Here is a 17,624-nt window from a genome sequence, read left to right on the forward strand (position 1 = left end):
CGGGTTTTTGCCGGTTACCACAGTGGCTTTTCGTAGCTGACGATCAAGCGTGTTTCGTCTATATCGCTTTCAAAGTTGGAGCGCATCATTGCGTTGCGTAAGCGGACTTTGACGTTTTTCAGGGTCGGATTCTGGAAGGCATAGCTCACATCGATATCCCGTTCCCACTCACGCCCGTCCGAACGGCCCGGCCCTCGGTCGACGTTGCTGCCCGATGCATAGCGCGTGAACATGGAAAGGCCGGGAACGCCCAGCGCGGTGAAGTCGTAGTCGTAGCGTACTTGCCAGGATTTTTCATCCTTATTGGCGAAGTCGCTGTACTGCAGAAAATTCACCAGTGTGGGATAGCTTCCTCTTACAGCTGCGTGGCCTGTGTTGCCTGACATGGTTTGGTAGGCCCCACCCAATTTATGCGCCCCCCATGCGTAGGTCAGCATCGCACCCACTGCGGTGTTGTCGATGTTGGTTTGGCCGTTATCGAGAGAGCGCGTGTAACGCAATTCACTTTTCAGGCTTTGGTCCTCGGCAACTGGATAGGTATGTTGAAGGCTGCCCGCGTGCTGGGTGTAGAGGTTGTCCAGCGTGCTGTAGTAGTAGCTGGCGGTGAGTTGTTTGTTGACGGCGTAACTACCGCCTGCAAAGTCGAATGCATTCGATTGATTCTTCCCACGAACCACGATATTCCTGCGTGCGCCGGTGGCGACCGCCAACGCTTCATAGTTGGTTGAGTCGACCTGGTTGACGTGGGTAATTCTGCCCACGTCCAGCGTCAGGTCTTTGAGTTCCTGGGAGCGCAGGTGCGCGCCCTTGAAAAGCTGCGGCTGCAAGCGGCCGACGTTTTTTTCCAGTATCGGTAGCGCTGGTGGGGCCAGCGCACCGATTTTCAGCGTCGTTTGGGAAGCCCTGAATTTTGCCGTAAAAGCGGCTTCGCCATAGCTGTCTTCGGCTTTGCCGGATTGACGCACCGGCAATAAGCCGGAGCGGGTTCGGTCTGCACTTGAATCAAGCTTGAAGCCCGCCATGGCGAGGACATCGACGCCAACACCCACGGTGCCTTCGGTGTACCCGGACTCAATTTGCAACGCGAAACCTTGTGCCCATTCTTCGCGCTTGGACTGCGTGGCATTGGGCTCACGGTAGTCACGGTTGAAGTAAAAGTTCTTCAGCTCAAGCTTGCCGGTGCTGTCACTGATGAAGTCAGCGAGGGCAGAGGGTGCGAGAAAAACACAGATGTTTAACACACATACTTTGGTCAGGACGTTCAATTGGGCAGCCTGCGTGAGTGGGAAGACTCATCGCAGGGTGCTTTAAAGGGGCCGGACTCACGCTAGGGAAAAACTGAAGCAGGCCAAGGATTTATCTGATGCTGCTTATGCAAACACAAAATACTTACGCACGGTCTCGACCACTTCCCACGTGCCCTTCATACCGGGTTCCACCACAAAGATATCCCCAGCCCGCAAGTGAATCGGCTCCATGCCTTCTGGTGTGATCACGCAGTAGCCTTCCTGGAAGTGGCAATATTCCCACTTTACGTATTCCACGTACCACTTGCCCGGCGTGCAGATCCAGGTGCCCATGATCTTGCTGCCGTCTTCGCTGGTGTAGGCGTTGAGGTTGACGGTGTGCGGGTCGCCCTCGAGCTTTTCCCATTTGCAGGCATCCAGGATAGGTAGCGGGTGGGTGTCACGCAGTACGGTGATGGGCTTGGACATGATGGCTCCGAGGCAGGGAAGGGAAAGATGAACCCTAAGGCCTTGGGCGTTGTGTCAGTGGTCTGAACTCGACATCGGGATGCCCAGAAGCGCAGCCGAATGCGATCTCTCAGACACTGTGCAGTCCATGTGGGAGCGGGCTTGCCCGCGATAGCGGAGTGTCAGGTACTGGAGATGCAGCTGTGCCGCCGTCATCGCGGGCAAGCCCGGCTCCCACAGGGAAAGGAGGCGCTCTTGAGTGATAGGTTTGTGCGGTAAAGCGCTATTTCCCCGCAGTAACTGCGAAAAATTTCCCGTGTTGCGCAGGAATTAGCAAGAAAATGCACGGCTGGCCCTCGTATCATTCACCCAAGAACGAGTGAGAGCCTTGCAATGAACCCAATAAAAACGTGGTGGGATATCAGCCCGCCCTTGAGCACGGCGACGCCGACCTGGCCGGGCGATACGCCGTTCCAGGAAGAGCGCGTGTGGCAGTTTGGCCCGGAGTGCCCGGTGAATGTGGGCCGCGTGACGTTTTCGCCGCACACTGGCGCCCATGTGGACGCGCCGCTGCATTACAGCGCCGACGGTGCGCCGATCGGCGAGGTGTCGCTGGATGTGTACATGGGTCCGTGCCGGGTGTTGCATTGCCTGGGCAGCGGCGCGCTGGTGCAGCCGCATCAGTTGCAAGGGCGTGTGGATAACTTGCCTGAGCGTGTGCTACTGCGCACTTATCCACAAGCACCGCTGACCGAGTGGGACTCGAACTTCACCGCCATCGCACCACAAACCATTGAGCTGCTCGCCAGCCTGGGCGTGCGTCTGATCGGTATCGACACACCGTCCCTGGACCCGCAACAGTCCAAGACCATGGATTCGCACAACGCCGTGGCCCGCCATGGCATGGCGATTCTCGAAGGCATCGTGCTTGATGATGTACCGGAGGGCGACTATGAGTTGATCGCGCTGCCGTTGCGTTTTGCCAACCTGGACGCCAGCCCCGTCCGTGCCATTCTCCGCCCGCTCAAGGAGCCCACGCGATGAGCCAGTGTCCCTTTTCACCTGATTACCAGCCGCCGGAAGAATGGCATAACGCCGAACTGAATTTTTCCGAGTCCATGAGCTACGGCGACTACCTGGACCTGGGCAAAGTCCTCAGCGCCCAGCACCCGCTATCGCCCGATCACAACGAAATGCTCTTTATCATCCAGCACCAGACTTCAGAGCTGTGGATGAAACTGATGCTCCACGAACTCAAGGCCGCCCGCGAGCACGTGCGCCTGGGCGAGTTGCCGCCGGCATTCAAGATGCTGGCGCGAGTGTCACGGATCTTCGATCAACTGGTGCATGCCTGGGCCGTGCTGGCGACCATGACGCCGTCGGAGTACAAGGCGATTCGCCCGTTTCTGGGGCAGTCGTCGGGGTTCCAGTCGTTCCAGTACCGTGAGATCGAATTTATCCTTGGCAATAAAAGCGCAGCGCTGTTGCGGCCGCACGCGCATCGGCCAGAATTGTTGAACGAGTTGAAAGTGGCGATTGCCACGCCGTCGCTGTACGACGAGGCGATTAATCTGATGGTTAAAGCCGGGTTGGCGATTGACCCCAAGCGCGCCGAACGCGACCCGACGGCGGCCACGGTTCACGATGAGTCCGTGGAGGCGGCGTGGCGCGAGGTGTATCGCGACCCGAGTCGGTATTGGGATTTGTATCAGTTGGCCGAGAAGTTTATCGACCTGGAAGACTCATTCCGCCAGTGGCGCTTTCGGCATGTGACCACGGTGGAGCGCATCATTGGCTTCCAGCCCGGCACCGGTGGCACGGAAGGCGTGGGTTATTTGCGCAAGATGCTCGACACCGTGCTGTTCCCCGAACTGTGGCGAGTGCGTTCCACGCTCTAAACAAAAAGCCCCGGAATCCCGGGGCTGATCGTTCCCACGCTCTGCGTGGGAATGCCGCTTTGGACGCTCTGCGTCCGCTTCATGTGGGAGCTGGCTTGCCTGCGATAGCGGTCTGTCAGCCAGCTCATCCACTGACTGACCCACCGCCATCGCGGGCAAGCCCGGCTCCCACAGGGATCACCGTGCGTTCACTACCGCGTTGCTTTTTCTAATCCGCAACCGGTAGGCAATGTAGATAATCCCCACCCAAACCGGCATCGCATACACCGAGTTGTTAATCCCCGGAATCGCCAGCATCACGCTGATGATCATCACCATGAACGCCAGGCACAGGTAGTTGCTGAACGGGAACCAGAAGGTCTTGAACGACGGCGTCACGCCTTGCTCGCCCATGGCCTTGCGGAACTTGATGTGGGTGAGGCTGATCAGTGCCCAGTTGATCATCAGCGAGGCAACCACCAGCGCAAACAGCAGTTCCAGCGCACTGTGCGGCGCGACGTAGTTGACCACCACGCACAGCATCGTCACCAGCGCCGAAATGGCCAGGGCGCGAATCGGCACGCCTTGTTTGTTGAGTTTCATCAGCGCTTTGGGCGCATCGCCTTGCTCGGCCAGGCCGAACAGCATGCGGCTGTTGCAGTACACGCCGCTGTTGTACACCGACAGCGCCGCGGTCAGCACCACGAAGTTGAGAATGTGCGCGGCGGTGTCGTTACCGATCAGCGAGAAGATCTGTACAAACGGGCTGCCGCCGTAGGCATCGCCCGACGCGCCGAGGGTTTGCAGCAGTTGGTCCCACGGGTACAGCGACAGCAGCACGGTCAGCGCGCCGACGTAGAAAATCAGGATGCGGTAGACCACCTGGTTGATGGCTTTGGGGATCACTTTGCGCGGCTCGCTGGCCTCGGCTGCGGTGATACCCACCAGCTCCAGGCCGCCGAACGAGAACATGATGAAGGCCATGGACATCAACAGCCCCATGCCGCCATTGGGGAAGAACCCGCCGTGGCTCCACAGGTTGCTCACCGAGGCTTGCGGGCCACCGGTGCCGCTGAACAGCAGGTAACAGCCGAGCACGATCATGCCGACAATCGCCACGACCTTGATGATCGCGAACCAGAACTCGGCTTCACCGAAGAACTTCACGTTGAGGGTGTTGATCAGGTTGACCGCGACAAAGAACACCAGCGCGCTGACCCAGGTCGGAATCTCCGGCCACCAGAACTGGATGTATTTGCCCACGGCTGTCAGTTCGGCCATGCCCACCAGCACGTAGAGCACCCAGTAGTTCCAGCCGGCCAGAAAGCCTGCGTAGCCGCCCCAGTATTTGTGGGCGAAGTGGCTGAAGGAGCCGGCCACCGGCTCTTCGACGATCATCTCGCCAAGCTGGCGCATGATCAGGAACGCGATGAAACCGGCAATCGCGTAGCCCAGGATCATCGACGGCCCCGCCGACTTGAGCACCCCGGCCGAGCCAAGGAACAACCCTGTGCCAATCGCCCCTCCCAAGGCGATCAGCTGAATGTGCCGGTTCTTCAGGCCACGCTTGAGGCCCACCGGGTTAACCATGTCATCCGCCATTAACATTCCCTTCTACTTGTTTTTCTTGAGGGTGAGTGCACGCCGCATCAGCCCCTCAGAACTGCTGAGGGTCAGATATTACTCTGCGTAAACTTTTCGTAATACAGCTGAACGCCATCAAGTGCCTGATCCGCCAGCCATTGTTGGATGGATTCGACCATTGGAGGGGGGCCGCATACGTACATATCGGCCGAACTGTCCCGCAATTCGGCCAGGTCGAAATGTTCGGTGAGGTAACCGCGTTTGCCAGGCCACTCGGGTGACGGGGCGCTGAGCACTTCGGTGTAGCGAAAGTCGGGGATTGTCGAGGTGTAGGCTTCGATGCGTTGTGCTTCGCACAAGTCCTCGGCCCCGCGCACGCCGTAATACAAGTGGACCGGCTGGTTGCAGCCGTTGGCAGCCAGCTCATCGAGCATACCCAGCAAGGCCGACAAGCCAGTGCCGCCGGCCACCAGTATCAGCGGCCGGGTGACATGCCTGAGGTAGAAGGCACCCAATGGCGCCTCCATCAGCACTTGATCACCGACCTGGCAGCGCTCGCGCAGGTAGTTGCTCATGACACCATCGGGCAGCAGGCGCACCAGAAACTGCAGTTGATTACCCGGCCGGTTGGCGAAGGAGTACGAACGCCAACTGTCGGTGCCGGGCACCGCCAGGCGGGCGTATTGGCCGGGCAGGAAGTCCAGCGGGTTGTCCAGGGTCACCTGCAAAATCGCGGTGCTGGCCGACACCTGCTGCACTTCGCTGACCTTGCCGCGCACGTGTACCGGCCCCGGCGCGTTGCACAGGCTCGAATCAAAATCGAAGTAGAACGTAGCGTCGGACTGCACCCGCGTCTGGCAACTGAGCATCTTCCGTTGCTTGAGGTCGAGGCTGGAGAGGGCTTCGTCGTCGACATAATCCTGGGTGTAATCGCCGGACTCGCAACGACCCTGGCAGGTGCCGCACACGCCTTCGCGGCAATCGAGCGGGATCTTGATGCCGTTGCGCAATGCCGCATCCAGCAGGATTTCATTCGCGCCTACCGGGAAAAACAGGGTCTTTCCGTCGGCAAAACTGAAGGCCACTTTGTGATTCATATGTTGTTCTCCGCGCGCATAACCTGTGGCGAGGGAGCTTGCTCCCGCTGCGCACTGGAGCGCCAGCCCGGTCAACCGGGAGCAAGCTCCCTCGCCACAGTGGGTGGTGTGTTGTATTAGAGGTGATAGAAATCCAGCACCGAGTTGATGGTGTCGTTGAGCAACAGTGCGTGCTTGCGGGTGATCAGCCAGCTGTCCCCATCCGGCTTGAGGTGGTAAGTGGCAGGCCCGTAAAACTGCTCTGAGGTGGCCAGGCGATAGAACAGCGTGTGCCAGTTCAGCTTCACCTCCAGCGTGCCGTCTGCCTGCTCGGCGATCCGCACGTTATTGATCAAGTGCAAGGTGCGCGGCATCGGCGTGGCCGACGCCGCCTTGCCGGTGCGCAAACGGAACACGCGGTCTTCCAGGCCCGAACGGTTGGCGTAGTAGATCAGCGACATTTCGCGTTTGGGGTCGCGGGTGTACACGTGCTCCGAGTCCCATTGCGGCAAGTGAAACTCGCTCTGCGGGTCGAACAGCTGCACATAGGCGTCCCAGTCCTGGGCGTCGCACAGCTCGGATTTGCGGTAGAAGAATTGCTCGATCCGGTACTGCAATTGGGCATCCATCACTTCACCTCCCGCAGTGTCAGCGCTTGCTGGTCCAGGCCTTTGAGCAGAAATTGCTGCCAGTTGCGATGCTGGTTCACATACAGGCCTTCGTGGGTGAATTCGGTGCCGGTCATGGCCGGTTGAATGCCGATGGCTTCGCTGTTCGGCGTAGGGCCGGTTTCCCAGCGATGGCTGCCCCGTGAGATATCGCTCCAGCGCTCCAGGCGGCCCTGGAAACCGCGCTGGGCTTCGCGAAACTCCACCAGATCATCCGGCGTGCCCATGCCCGATACGTTGAAGAAATCCTCAAACTGGCGAATGCGGTTTTCGCGGTCGGCATCCGACTCGTTTTTCACGCCCAGGCACTGGCTGATGATCTCCGTCTTGTTCCACGCCACCGGGCGGATGATGCGCAGCTGCGAGCTGATCTGGTCGAGAAAGAACAGGCTCGGGTAGATGTTCAGGTTGCGCAGGCGGTGCATCATCCACTCGGCTTTCTGCTGGCCGTGTTCTTCCACCAGGCGCGGCATGATGGTGGCGTAGCCCGAGCGCACGCTGGGGTTGGGCATGTCGCTGAACAGCACGCTGTGGCCGTTGTTGAAGGCGAACCAGCCGTCATCGGTATTCGCGTCGCCGGCGCCGAGTTTGCTGTAGTCCAGTGTGCTGGCGGACGCGCTGCCGTTTTCGGTATTCACCTGCTGACGATGCTGCACCGTGGCGACGTAGTTGTAGTGCACGGTGCTGACGTGATAACCGTCCAGGCCGTTTTCGTTTTGCAGTTTCCAGTTGCCGTCGTAGGTGTAGGCGGATTTGCCCGGCAACACTTCCAGCTCACCGGTGGCCGACTGCGCGACCATCATGTCGAAGAACACTTTGGCGTCACCGAGGAAGTCTTCCAGGCTGTCGGTGCCTTGCACGTTGAGGCTGATGAACACAAAGCCCTTGTAGCTTTCGATACGGGCTTTTTTCAGGCCGCGTGTGGCTTTGTCGAAACCTTCCGGGTACTCGCCCGGCGCCTTGACCTTCACCAGCCGGCCGTCGCTCTTGTAGCACCAGGCGTGGAACGGGCAGGTAAAGGTCGATTGGTTGCCCTTGCCGACGCGGGTCAGTGTGGTGCCACGATGCTGGCAAGCGTTGATCAGCGCATTGAGTTGGCCTTCGCCGTCGCGGGTGATGATCATCGGCTGGCGCCCGGCGCGCATGGTCACGAAGTCGTGGTTATTGGCCAGTTCACTTTCGTGGCAGGCGTAGATCCAGTTTTTTTCGAAGATCAGTTCCATCTCCAGGTCGAACAGTTCGGGCTCGGTGAACATGTCGCGGGCGATGCGAAACACTTCATCCACCGGCCGAAAGTCCAGGCAACCTTCGATAAACGTTTTCCACTGCTCGACGCTTCTTGCACCACTCATGGGAGGCACCTTTTTAGATAGGGGCTAATCGGTGGGGTATTAGAGGCAGTGGGGCAGGGCGCGGGCTATCCGCTTAATGGGTGAAGGCAGGCCGCAAAATTGGGCAGCAAATACCCAGTTCAGTGCGCCCAGGTGACGCCATGCGCTACTGTCATACCAAGGGAAGGTCGCAAATGCCTGCGGCTTATCCACATAGTCGACGCTTGCTATCCACCCGGTTGCATTCAGGCGGGCGTGGCGTAGAACTTGCTGTCGATTGCCAACGACGCGCCGCCAGAGCGCGCAACCGCCTAACCGCCGTGGGTGCCCCTGATGAGTAGCCATACACGCGAAATCCATATTCAACGCTTCGACCTGGAGGGCGCCTGCAGCTGGATGTCCGGCATCTGCGGGCCGCACCGCCTGGCGACAAGCACGCCCGAGCGCCTGCGTTTTCACCACAGCGCCAATGTGTTCAAGTCCCGCGCCACCACCTTGGGCGTGATCGAGTACGGCACCGATGTGACCATTGATATCGAAGACGCCGAGCACTTCAGCAGCTACAGCCTGAGCCTGCCGTTGGTGGGCGAGCAGGAATTGAGCAAGAACGGCGAGCGCCTGAGTTCCAACCGTGACCAAGGCGTGATTTTGTCGCCTAACGAGCATCAGGTGCTGGCGATTTCCGGTGATTGTCGCAAGTTGCAGGTGGTGATTACGCGGGCGGCGATGAGTGAGTCGCTGGAAGGGTTGCTGCAACGGCCGATTGAAGCGCCACTGCGGTTTGAGTCGGTGATGGATGCGGTGGACGGTGCTTCGGCATCGTGGTGGCGCATGGCGCGCTACTTTATTGCGGAGCTTGAGTGCAGCAGCGAGTTGTATGAGCAGGCGGCGTTTACGCGGGATCTGGAAAGCTCGTTGATCAAGGGTTTGATCCTGGCCCAGCCGAACAACTATTCAGAAGAATTGCGCGACGTGCTCGGCGTGAAGCTGCCGCATTACCTGATTCGGGCGCGGCAATACATCCACGACAACGCCCGCGAGGCGATCCATTTGGAAGACCTGGAAGCGGCTGCGGGTGTGTCGCGGTTCAAGCTGTTCGATGCGTTTCGTAAATACTTTGCGCTGTCGCCGATGGCGTATTTGAAGAAGTACCGACTGGGTGTCGTGCGCCAGGAAATCCTCGAGCATGGTTCAATTCGCACCATCTCCGAGATCGCGCTGGGCTGGGGCTTTACCCACTTGGGTCGGTTTTCGGCGGAGTACCGCAAACTCTTCGATGAATCCCCCAGCCAAACCCTGCAGCGCAAACGCCTGCGCAGTCTCTGAACTGTATGAAGATCAAACTGTGGGAGCAGGCAAGCCAGCTCCCACAGGGGAATTGCGGTGTTTGGAGGGTTTCAGATCAACTCTTCAACCAACTGCAAACAATGACTCAGCCCTGGCGACTGATCATTCACTCGCCTGCTCAGGATAATCGGCGAGGTCGCAGTGGCTTCCACAATCGGCGTGTAGCCGATATCCGCCCGGTGCAACACCTGCACCGAGGCCGGCACCAGCGTCACGCCCATTCCCGCGCCCACCAGCCCGATGGCCGTCTGCAACTCGTTGGTCCACTGCACCACCTTGAGGCTCAAACCATGGGCGTCGAACAGCGCGATCACATGGTCGGCATAGCTGGGGCGCGGGTTGCCGGGGTAGAGCACAAACGGCTCTGCGGCCAATTGCGCGAGGGTGGCGGGCGCGCCCAGCAGCGAGTGGCCGGCGGGCAATACGGCCACCAGTCGATCTTCCACCAGCACGCGCTGGACGATGGCCGGGTCGTCGATGCGAATGCGCCCGAAACCCACATCAATGCGCCCGGCCTTGAGCGCCTCGACTTGCTGCAGGGTGGTCATCTCCGACAAGCCCAATTCCAGCTCCAGCGCCTCATGGTTGCGCAGCCGCCGTATCAACTCCGGCAGCACGCCGTACAGGGTCGATGGCGCAAAGCCGATGCCCAGCCAGGTCTTTTCGCCCTGGCCGATGCGCCGCGTGGTATCGCAAACCTTGGCCAGTTGTTCCAGCAGCACATTGGCGTGCTCATAGAAAAATCGCCCGGCTTCGGTCAGCCGCAACGGGCGGCCGCGTTCCAGCAACATCACGCCCAGTTCATCCTCCAGTTGCTGGATCTGCCGGCTCAATGGCGGCTGGGCAATGTGCAGGCGAACGGCTGCGCGGGTGAAGTTGAGGGTTTCACCCAGCACCTGGAAATAGCGAAGATGACGCAGTTCCATGACGGTTCCTTTTATACCTTGAGGGTATCGTGCGAGACCCATTCTATATTGGAAGCCTTTAAAGATACGGCACAGAATCGGCTCAAATCTATAAAGAACCCAACGGGTATAGCCATGCCGATTTGCGCCATCGAGTCGATCGAGACCATCATCGTCGACCTTCCCACCATTCGCCCGCACAAGTTGGCGATGCACACCATGCAAAACCAGACGTTGGTGATCATCCGCCTGCGCTGCGCCGACGGCATTGAAGGCATCGGTGAGTCCACCACCATCGGCGGTTTGAGCTACGGCAACGAAAGCCCGGACAGCATCAAGGTCAACATCGACCGTCACTTCGCGCCGCTGCTGATTGGCCAGGACGCGAGCAATATCAACGCGGCCATGTTGCGCCTGGAGCGCAGCATTCGCGGTAATACCTTTGCCAAATCCGGCATCGAAAGCGCCTTGCTCGATGCACTGGGCAAACGCCTGAACCTGCCGGTGAGCGAACTGCTCGGCGGGCGTGTACGTGACGCCTTGCCGGTGGCCTGGACCTTGGCCAGCGGCAACACCGAACAGGACATCGCCGAGGCCGAAAAGATGCTCGACCTGCGCCGTCATCGCCTCTTCAAGTTGAAGATCGGCGCTGGAGAGGTCAATCGCGACCTGGCCCATGTGATCGCGATCAAAAAAGCCCTGGGCGAGCGTGCCAGTGTGCGTGTCGACGTCAACCAGGCCTGGGACGAAGCCGTGGCCCTGCGCGCCTGCAAGGTGCTGGGCGATAACGGCATTGACCTGATCGAGCAGCCGATTTCGCGCAATAACCGTGGCGGCATGGCCCGGCTCAACCTGTCGAGCCCGGCGCCGATCATGGCCGATGAATCCATTGAATGTGTCGAAGACGCCTTCAACCTGGCCCGCGAAGGCGCGGCTTCGGTGTTCGCGCTCAAGATAGCCAAAAACGGCGGCCCACGGGCGGTGTTGCGCACCGCCGCGATTGCCGAGGCGGCGGGCATCGGCTTGTACGGCGGCACCATGCTCGAAGGCGGCATCGGCACATTGGCGTCGGCGCATGCCTTTCTCACGCTGAACACGCTGGCGTGGGGCACCGAACTGTTCGGCCCACTGCTGCTCACCGAAGACATCCTCACCGAGCCGCCGGTGTACCGCGATTTCGAGCTGCATGTCTCCACCGCACCGGGCCTGGGCCTGGCCATTGATGAAGAACGCTTGGCGTTCTTGCGTCGTGACAAACACTAAGAGGCGCCTGCCATGTTGTTCCACGTAAAAATGACCGTGAACCTGCCGCTGGACATGAACCCCGAGCGCGCCGCCACCCTCAAGGCCGAGGAGAAAGCCCTGGCGCAGCGCCTGCAACAGGAGGGCAAATGGCGCCACTTGTGGCGAATCGCCGGGCACTACGCCAACTACAGCGTGTTCGACGTCGACAGCGTGCAAGACCTGCACGACCTGCTGATGCAACTGCCGCTTTTTCCCTACATGGCCATCGAAGTGAACGCCCTGTGCCGACACCCTTCGTCGATCCATGAGGACGACCGTTGAGCCTGTTTTGCACCCAATAATTACAAGATGAGGATTGCACCATGTCCATCCGACTGTCCCAGACTGCCCATGCCCAGGCGTTTCTCGAAGAAGCCAGCGGCAACCATAACGACGGCGGCAACCCGCGCACCAAGGCGCTGATCTACCGGATCCTGCGCGATACGGTAAACATCATCGAAGACCTGGAAGTGACCCCGGAAGAGTTCTGGAAGGCGGTCAATTACCTCAATGAATTGGGTAAAAATCAGGAGGCGGGTTTGCTGGCTGCCGGCTTGGGCCTGGAGCATTACCTGGACTTGCTGATGGACGCTGCGGACGAAGAGGCCGGCAAATACGGCGGTACGCCACGCACCATCGAAGGCCCGCTGTACGTGGCCGGCGCGCCGCTGAGCCAATACGAAGCGCGGCTGGACGATGGCAAGGACGACGCAGTGCCGCTGTTTATGCGCGGGCAAGTGCGCGACACCGACGGCAAGCCGTTGGCGGGTGCGATTGTGGATGTGTGGCAGGCCAACACGGGTGGCACCTATTCGTGGTTTGACCCAACGCAATCGGAGTTCAACCTGCGTCGGCGCATTGAGACCGATGCCCAGGGCAACTATCGTTTTCGTAGCATCGTGCCGTCCGGTTATGGCTGCCCGCCGACCGGGCCGACTCAACAACTGCTCGACCAGTTGGGTCGCCACGGGCAGCGGCCGGCGCATATTCACTTCTTCATCTCGGCGCCGGGGCACCGGCACCTGACCACGCAGATCAACCTGTCGGACGACCCGTACCTGCATGATGATTTTGCCTACGCGACGCGCGATGAGTTGATCGCCGAGATTCGCTTTAGTGACGATCAGCAATTGGCGCGCGAGTTTGGGGTGCAAGGGCGGTTTGCGCAGATTGATTTTGACTTTGAGTTGCAGTCGTCTGGTGCGCCGCAAGAGCAGCAACGTATGCAGCGCGTTCGTGCCCTCGAAGACTGATTAAACGCGGTCAAAAAAATGTGGGAGCTGGCTTGCCTGCGATAGCAATGGTGAATGCACCACCGCTATCGCAGGCAAGCCAGCTCCCACAGGTTTTGTAGTGTTGCGGTTATTTGCGCACCACCAGATCCAACACCTCATCCCGGTCCTTGATCTTCTGCAACACAATCTCCGAACGAATATCCATCACCCCGGCCGTGCGGTTCAGGTGGTTCACGATAAAGTCGGAAAAGTGCTTGAGGTTGCGTGCCTGCACACGCAACACATAGTTGCTTGCACCCGTAATCACATAGGCACTGGCCACCTCCGGCCACCCCTGCACCTTCTTGATAAACGTCTCGTGCCAGTCCTCCACATCCTGGCGCAACGACAGGTGCACGATGGCCTCAAGCTCAATCCCCAACTGCTCGGCATTCAACACGGCGCGGTAGCCGCTGATGATTCCTTCGCTCTCCAGCAGGCGCAAACGGCGCAGGCAGGCGGAGGGCGACAGGGCGACTTTTTCCGCCAGTTCCTGGTTGCTGATGCGGCCATCCTGTTGCAAAAAATGCAGGAGGCGCAGGTCGGTGGCGTCGAGAATCATGGTTAGAATAAATCCGCGTATTTGGGGGTTAAATTCGAATTTCCTACAGCTTAATTAGCCTGTTACCCACCACTTTGCACGAAAATTCTCTAAAACTTCGTTCATTATTTGGTCCATCTTCACTTATAAAAAATCAGGACAACCCATGACCAACCGAAGCCACTGCCAAGCCCTCGATGCCCAGGACCCGCTGGCGCCACTGCGTCAGCAGTTTGCCTTGCCTGCGGGCGTGATCTACCTCGATGGCAACTCTCTGGGCGCCCGCCCGGTGGCGGCGATGGCGCGCGCCCAGCAGGTGATTGCCGAGGAGTGGGGCAATGGCTTGATTCGCAGCTGGAACAGCGCCGGTTGGGCGGATTTGTCCCAACGCCTGGGCAACCGCCTGGCGCCGCTGATCGGCGCGCGTGACGGTGAAGTGGTGATTACCGATACCACCTCGATCAACCTGTTCAAGGTGCTCAGCGCTGCCTTGAGCGTGCAGCGCCAACGCGAGCCTGCGCGCAAGGTGATTGTCAGCGAGGCGAGTAACTTTCCCACCGATTTGTACATCGCCGAAGGCCTGACCGAGTTGTTGCAACAGGGCTATTCCCTGCGGTTGGTCAACAGCCCGGACGAGCTGCCCCAAGCCATCGACCAGGACGTGGCGGTGGTGATGCTTACCCACGTCAATTACAAGACCGGCTACATGTACGACATGCAGGCGCTCACCGCCTTGAGCCACGAATGTGGCGCGCTGAGCATCTGGGACCTGGCGCATTCGGCGGGCGCGGTGCCCATCGACCTGAACAAGGCCGGTGCCGATTATGCGATTGGCTGCACCTACAAATACCTGAATGGCGGGCCGGGCTCGCAGGCGTTTGTGTGGGTCAACCCGGCGTTGGTGGATGTGGTGCGCCAGCCGCTATCGGGTTGGTTTGGCCACACGCGCCAGTTCGCCATGGAAGCTCAGTACGCGCCAAGCGCCGGCATCGCGCGCTACCTGTGCGGCACGCAGCCGATCACGTCGTTGGCAATGGTCGAATGCGGCCTGGAGATTTTTGCCCAGACCGACATGGCCAGCCTGCGCAGCAAATCCCTGGCCTTGACCGACCTGTTTATCGCGCTGGTCGAAGCCCGTTGCGCCGCCCACGGGCTGGAGCTGATTACGCCGCGTGAGCATGCCCGGCGCGGAAGCCACGTGAGTTTCGAACACCCTGAAGGTTATGCGGTGATCCAGGCCTTGATCGCCCGTGGCGTGATCGGCGATTACCGTGAGCCGCGCATCATGCGCTTTGGGTTTACGCCGTTGTACACAAGCTTTACCGAGGTATTTGATGCTGTAGAGATCCTTGGCGAAATCCTCGACAACCGCACCTGGGACCAACCCCAATTCAAAGTGCGCAACAGCGTCACTTAAGTACAACACGAATCAAAATGTGGGAGCTGGCTTGTTGTGGCGAGCAAGCTTGCTTGCGCTGGGGTGCGAAGCGCCCCCAAAAAGCCGGCTCCAGCTGCGCTGTCGAACGGGAGCAAGCTCCCTCGCCACAGCAAGCCAGCTCCCACAAGGTTCAGCGCCAGCCATAACAATCACAATAATAAAGGGGCACACCACGTGACCACGCCAGACAACGGCTTTGCAGAGATCACCCATCGCGAACTGGGCCTGAGGCGCCAGCTCACTTCCGGCCAGATGAGCATGATCGCCATCGGTGGCGCCATCGGCACCGGGCTGTTCATGGGCAGCGCCTACGCCATCGGTTATGCCGGGCCGAGTGTGCTGGTGAGTTACGCCATCGGTGCGTTGATCACCTTGCTGTTGATGGGCTGCCTGGCGGAGATGACCGTGGCGCACTCCACCTCGGGCTCGTTCGGCGCCTATGCGGAGTTTTACATCAGCCCGCTGGCCGGCTTTCTGGTGCGTTATGCGTACTGGGCGGCGATTGTGCTGGCAGTGGGCGCCGAGGTCACGGCGGTGGCGATGTACATGAAGTACTGGTTCGCCAACGTGCCGGAGTGGGTGTGGATCGTGTCGTTTTCCAGTGTGCTGATTTTGCTCAATGCCATCAGCGTAAAGACCTTCGGCAACTTCGAATACTGGTTCTCGACCATCAAGATCACCGCAATCGTCGGCTTCATCATCCTCGCGGTGTACGTGGTGTTCGGCTCCGGTAATCCTGATTATGGCGTGCAGAACTACACGGCCCACGACGGGTTTTTCCCCCATGGGCTGAGCGGCATGTGGATCGCAGTGATCGTGTCGATCTTCAGCTATCTGAGCGTAGAAATGATTGCCGTGGCCGCCGGTGAAGCCGCCGACCCGGAGCAGGCGGTGAAGAAGGCCTTTCGCGCCACCATCGTGCGGTTGGTGGTGTTCTACCTGCTGACTCTGGCATTGATGCTCGCCATCGTGCCGTGGAACCAGGCCGGCCAGACCCAGAGCCCGTTTGTTACGGTAATGCAGACCATTGGTATTCCCGGTGCCACCGGGGTGATGAATTTCGTGATCCTGATCGCCGCGTTGTCGGCGATGAACAGCCAGCTCTATATCACCACACGCATGATGTTCAGCCTGTCGCGTGCAGGTTTTGCGCCCAAGTCCATGGGCGCCTTGAGCAAGAGCGGCATTCCGCTGAACGCGTTGCTGCTGTCCAGCTCCGGCATTGCCCTGGCGACCTTGTTGAACGTGGTGTACCCGGAAAGCTCGTTCACCTTGATGATGGCGATTTCGATGTTTGGCGCGATCTTCACCTGGTTCATGATCTTCCTCACGCACCTGTTTTTTCGCCGTTATCGCAAGCGTCATGGCGGGCCGAAGCTGTCGTTCCAGCTGCGCCTGTTTCCTTACAGCACATTGCTGGGCCTGGTGCTGATGGGGGCGGTGATGATCACCACGTACTTCACCGAGGCCTTCAAGATGACGCTGGTGTTTGGCGTGCCATTCCTGATGATTCTGTCGGCGGTGTATTACGGGTTTTTCCGCAAGGGCAGGGCCAGGGCGTCGAACAAGGCTTTGGCGTAACCGGGCAATTGCTCGAAGGAGCGGGCGCATAACAGTAGTTTGCGACAGGCCCAGTCTTCGCTTAATGGCTGGGCCTTGATGCGCTTCTCTGTCGGCCAACGTTCCAATGCAGCCAGGGGTACGATGCCCAGGCCGGCGCCGCCGGCGACCATGCGGATCAACCCATCAAACCCCTCGGCGCGAATGCGTGTTTGCAGGCGAAAGCCTGCGTGCAATGCCTGTTCTTCCAGGTATACCGAAAGCGCGCTGCTGGCGGTCAGGCCTACATAATCGTATTGCAGGCTGTCGATGAAATTCGCCGTCGCCAACGGATGATCGAGGGGCATGATCAGCACCAGTGGGTCATCGCGAAACGGCAGGGTCTGCAAGCCGTGGGTGTCCACCGCATCAGAGATAATCCCCAGGTCTGCTGTGCCCTGGCGCAAGGCTTGGGTAATGCGCAGGCTTGGCAGCTCCTGCAAGTCGATATCGAGATTGGGGTGGTGGCGCAAAAAATCCGCCAGCAGTTCCGGCAGGTATTCGCTCAGGGCGGTGGTGTTGCACAGCAGGCGCACCTGGCCTTTGATGCCCTTGGCGTATTCGGCCAGGTCCTGTTGCAGGTGCTCGGCCTGTTGCAACAACAGGCGGGCGTGACGGGCCAGGGCTTTGCCGGCGGGTGTTGGGGTGACGCCACGGCGGCCGCGTTCAAGAAACTCGATGCCCAATGACGCTTCCATCGCACGGATACGCGCGCTGGCCGCCGCCAGGGACAAATGGCTTCGGGCGGCGCCGCCAGTGATGTTGCCGGTGTCGAGGGTGTGCAGGTAGAGGCGCAGGTCGATCAGGTCAAAGTGCATGGCTGAGGTTTCTCGAGTGACTTCACTGGCCTTATCGCAGACAAGCCAGCTCCCACATTTTGCTTTGTGAACACAGTCCAATGTGGGAGCTGGCTTGCCTGCGATAGCTATTTAAGCCTCACGCAAAACAAGAGGCTACCTCAGTATATGGCGAATTTTCGACCTCAACGAAATCCTGCAAAATCGCC

The 17,624-nt window shown here is 59.6% G+C and carries 17 protein-coding genes; 8 read left to right on the plus strand and 9 right to left on the minus strand.

Annotation, left to right across the window (positions count from 1 at the left end; genetic code table 11):
* Positions 1 to 14: 14 nt before the first annotated feature.
* Complete coding sequence (locus tag HX790_RS27720) at positions 15 to 1,265, minus strand: OprD family porin (RefSeq protein WP_017137970.1); 1,251 nt, start codon at positions 1,263 to 1,265, stop codon at positions 15 to 17.
* A gap of 105 nt (positions 1,266 to 1,370) precedes the next feature.
* Entirely contained in the window at positions 1,371 to 1,715 is a 345-nt protein-coding gene (locus tag HX790_RS27725; RefSeq protein ID WP_176992534.1) for a cupin domain-containing protein, read from the minus strand.
* 372 nt (positions 1,716 to 2,087) lie between these two features.
* On the opposite strand from HX790_RS27725, the gene kynB reads away from it, so the two are divergent.
* Positions 2,088 to 2,738 (plus strand): arylformamidase, encoded by a 651-nt coding sequence (kynB, locus tag HX790_RS27730; protein ID WP_017137969.1) that lies wholly within the window; start codon positions 2,088 to 2,090, stop codon positions 2,736 to 2,738.
* Positions 2,735 to 3,592, plus strand: a complete 858-nt coding sequence (gene kynA, locus HX790_RS27735) for a tryptophan 2,3-dioxygenase (RefSeq protein WP_017137968.1) — start codon at positions 2,735 to 2,737, stop codon at positions 3,590 to 3,592. Before kynB ends, kynA begins: the two co-directional genes overlap by 4 nt.
* A gap of 177 nt (positions 3,593 to 3,769) precedes the next feature.
* Here the strand turns inward: kynA and HX790_RS27740 are convergent, their stop codons facing one another.
* From HX790_RS27740 to antA, 4 genes are all read right to left on the minus strand, one after another.
* Positions 3,770 to 5,173, minus strand: coding sequence for an amino acid permease (locus HX790_RS27740; protein ID WP_176992535.1), 1,404 nt, complete (start codon positions 5,171 to 5,173; stop codon positions 3,770 to 3,772).
* Positions 5,174 to 5,244: 71 nt separating this feature from the next.
* Positions 5,245 to 6,252, minus strand: coding sequence for an anthranilate 1,2-dioxygenase electron transfer component AntC (antC, locus tag HX790_RS27745; protein WP_176992536.1), 1,008 nt, complete (start codon positions 6,250 to 6,252; stop codon positions 5,245 to 5,247).
* 116 nt (positions 6,253 to 6,368) lie between these two features.
* Positions 6,369 to 6,860 (minus strand): anthranilate 1,2-dioxygenase small subunit, encoded by a 492-nt coding sequence (antB, locus tag HX790_RS27750; RefSeq protein WP_056858366.1) that lies wholly within the window; start codon positions 6,858 to 6,860, stop codon positions 6,369 to 6,371.
* A complete protein-coding gene (antA, locus tag HX790_RS27755) occupies positions 6,860 to 8,251 on the minus strand; it encodes an anthranilate 1,2-dioxygenase large subunit (protein WP_017137964.1) in 1,392 nt (463 codons plus the stop codon). The genes antB and antA overlap by 1 nt, the downstream gene beginning before the upstream one ends.
* Positions 8,252 to 8,563: 312 nt before the next feature.
* Between antA and HX790_RS27760 the strand changes: the two genes are divergently transcribed.
* Positions 8,564 to 9,556, plus strand: a complete 993-nt coding sequence (locus HX790_RS27760; RefSeq protein ID WP_017137963.1) for a helix-turn-helix domain-containing protein — start codon at positions 8,564 to 8,566, stop codon at positions 9,554 to 9,556.
* Between the two features lie 71 nt (positions 9,557 to 9,627).
* Here HX790_RS27760 and HX790_RS27765 read toward each other — a convergent pair whose 3' ends face one another.
* A complete protein-coding gene (locus HX790_RS27765; RefSeq protein ID WP_138452827.1) occupies positions 9,628 to 10,503 on the minus strand; it encodes a LysR family transcriptional regulator in 876 nt (291 codons plus the stop codon).
* Between the two features lie 114 nt (positions 10,504 to 10,617).
* Between HX790_RS27765 and HX790_RS27770 the strand changes: the two genes are divergently transcribed.
* From HX790_RS27770 to catA, 3 genes are read left to right on the plus strand one after another with little or no spacing between them, the layout of a single operon-like run.
* Positions 10,618 to 11,745 carry a muconate cycloisomerase family protein gene (locus HX790_RS27770; protein ID WP_170040485.1) on the plus strand — a complete coding sequence of 376 codons (1,128 nt, stop codon included), beginning with the start codon at positions 10,618 to 10,620 and terminating at the stop codon, positions 11,743 to 11,745.
* A 12-nt stretch (positions 11,746 to 11,757) separates the two neighbouring features.
* Positions 11,758 to 12,048: a muconolactone Delta-isomerase gene (catC, locus tag HX790_RS27775; protein ID WP_017137960.1), complete on the plus strand. Its 291-nt coding sequence runs from the start codon at positions 11,758 to 11,760 to the stop codon at positions 12,046 to 12,048.
* 41 nt (positions 12,049 to 12,089) lie between these two features.
* On the plus strand, positions 12,090 to 13,019 hold the full coding sequence (gene catA, locus HX790_RS27780) for a catechol 1,2-dioxygenase (RefSeq protein WP_176992537.1): 930 nt from the start codon (positions 12,090 to 12,092) through the stop codon (positions 13,017 to 13,019).
* Between the two features lie 109 nt (positions 13,020 to 13,128).
* Here catA and HX790_RS27785 read toward each other — a convergent pair whose 3' ends face one another.
* The gene (locus HX790_RS27785; RefSeq protein WP_003176072.1) at positions 13,129 to 13,602 is read right to left on the minus strand and encodes an Lrp/AsnC family transcriptional regulator; all 474 of its coding nucleotides are present in this window, start codon (positions 13,600 to 13,602) and stop codon (positions 13,129 to 13,131) included.
* 145 nt (positions 13,603 to 13,747) lie between these two features.
* Between HX790_RS27785 and kynU the strand changes: the two genes are divergently transcribed.
* Both kynU and HX790_RS27795 read left to right on the plus strand, forming a co-directional pair.
* A complete protein-coding gene (kynU, locus tag HX790_RS27790) occupies positions 13,748 to 14,998 on the plus strand; it encodes a kynureninase (RefSeq protein WP_176992538.1) in 1,251 nt (416 codons plus the stop codon).
* Between the two features lie 195 nt (positions 14,999 to 15,193).
* A complete protein-coding gene (locus tag HX790_RS27795; RefSeq protein WP_017137956.1) occupies positions 15,194 to 16,600 on the plus strand; it encodes an amino acid permease in 1,407 nt (468 codons plus the stop codon).
* Here HX790_RS27795 and HX790_RS27800 read toward each other — a convergent pair.
* The gene (locus HX790_RS27800) at positions 16,546 to 17,436 is read right to left on the minus strand and encodes a LysR substrate-binding domain-containing protein (protein WP_176992539.1); all 891 of its coding nucleotides are present in this window, start codon (positions 17,434 to 17,436) and stop codon (positions 16,546 to 16,548) included. The genes HX790_RS27795 and HX790_RS27800 overlap by 55 nt on opposite strands.
* Positions 17,437 to 17,624: the final 188 nt, after the last annotated feature.

It is taken from the genome of Pseudomonas sp. IPO3747 (genome assembly GCF_013385245.1).
Classification (GTDB): Bacteria; Pseudomonadota; Gammaproteobacteria; order Pseudomonadales; family Pseudomonadaceae; genus Aquipseudomonas; species Aquipseudomonas edaphica.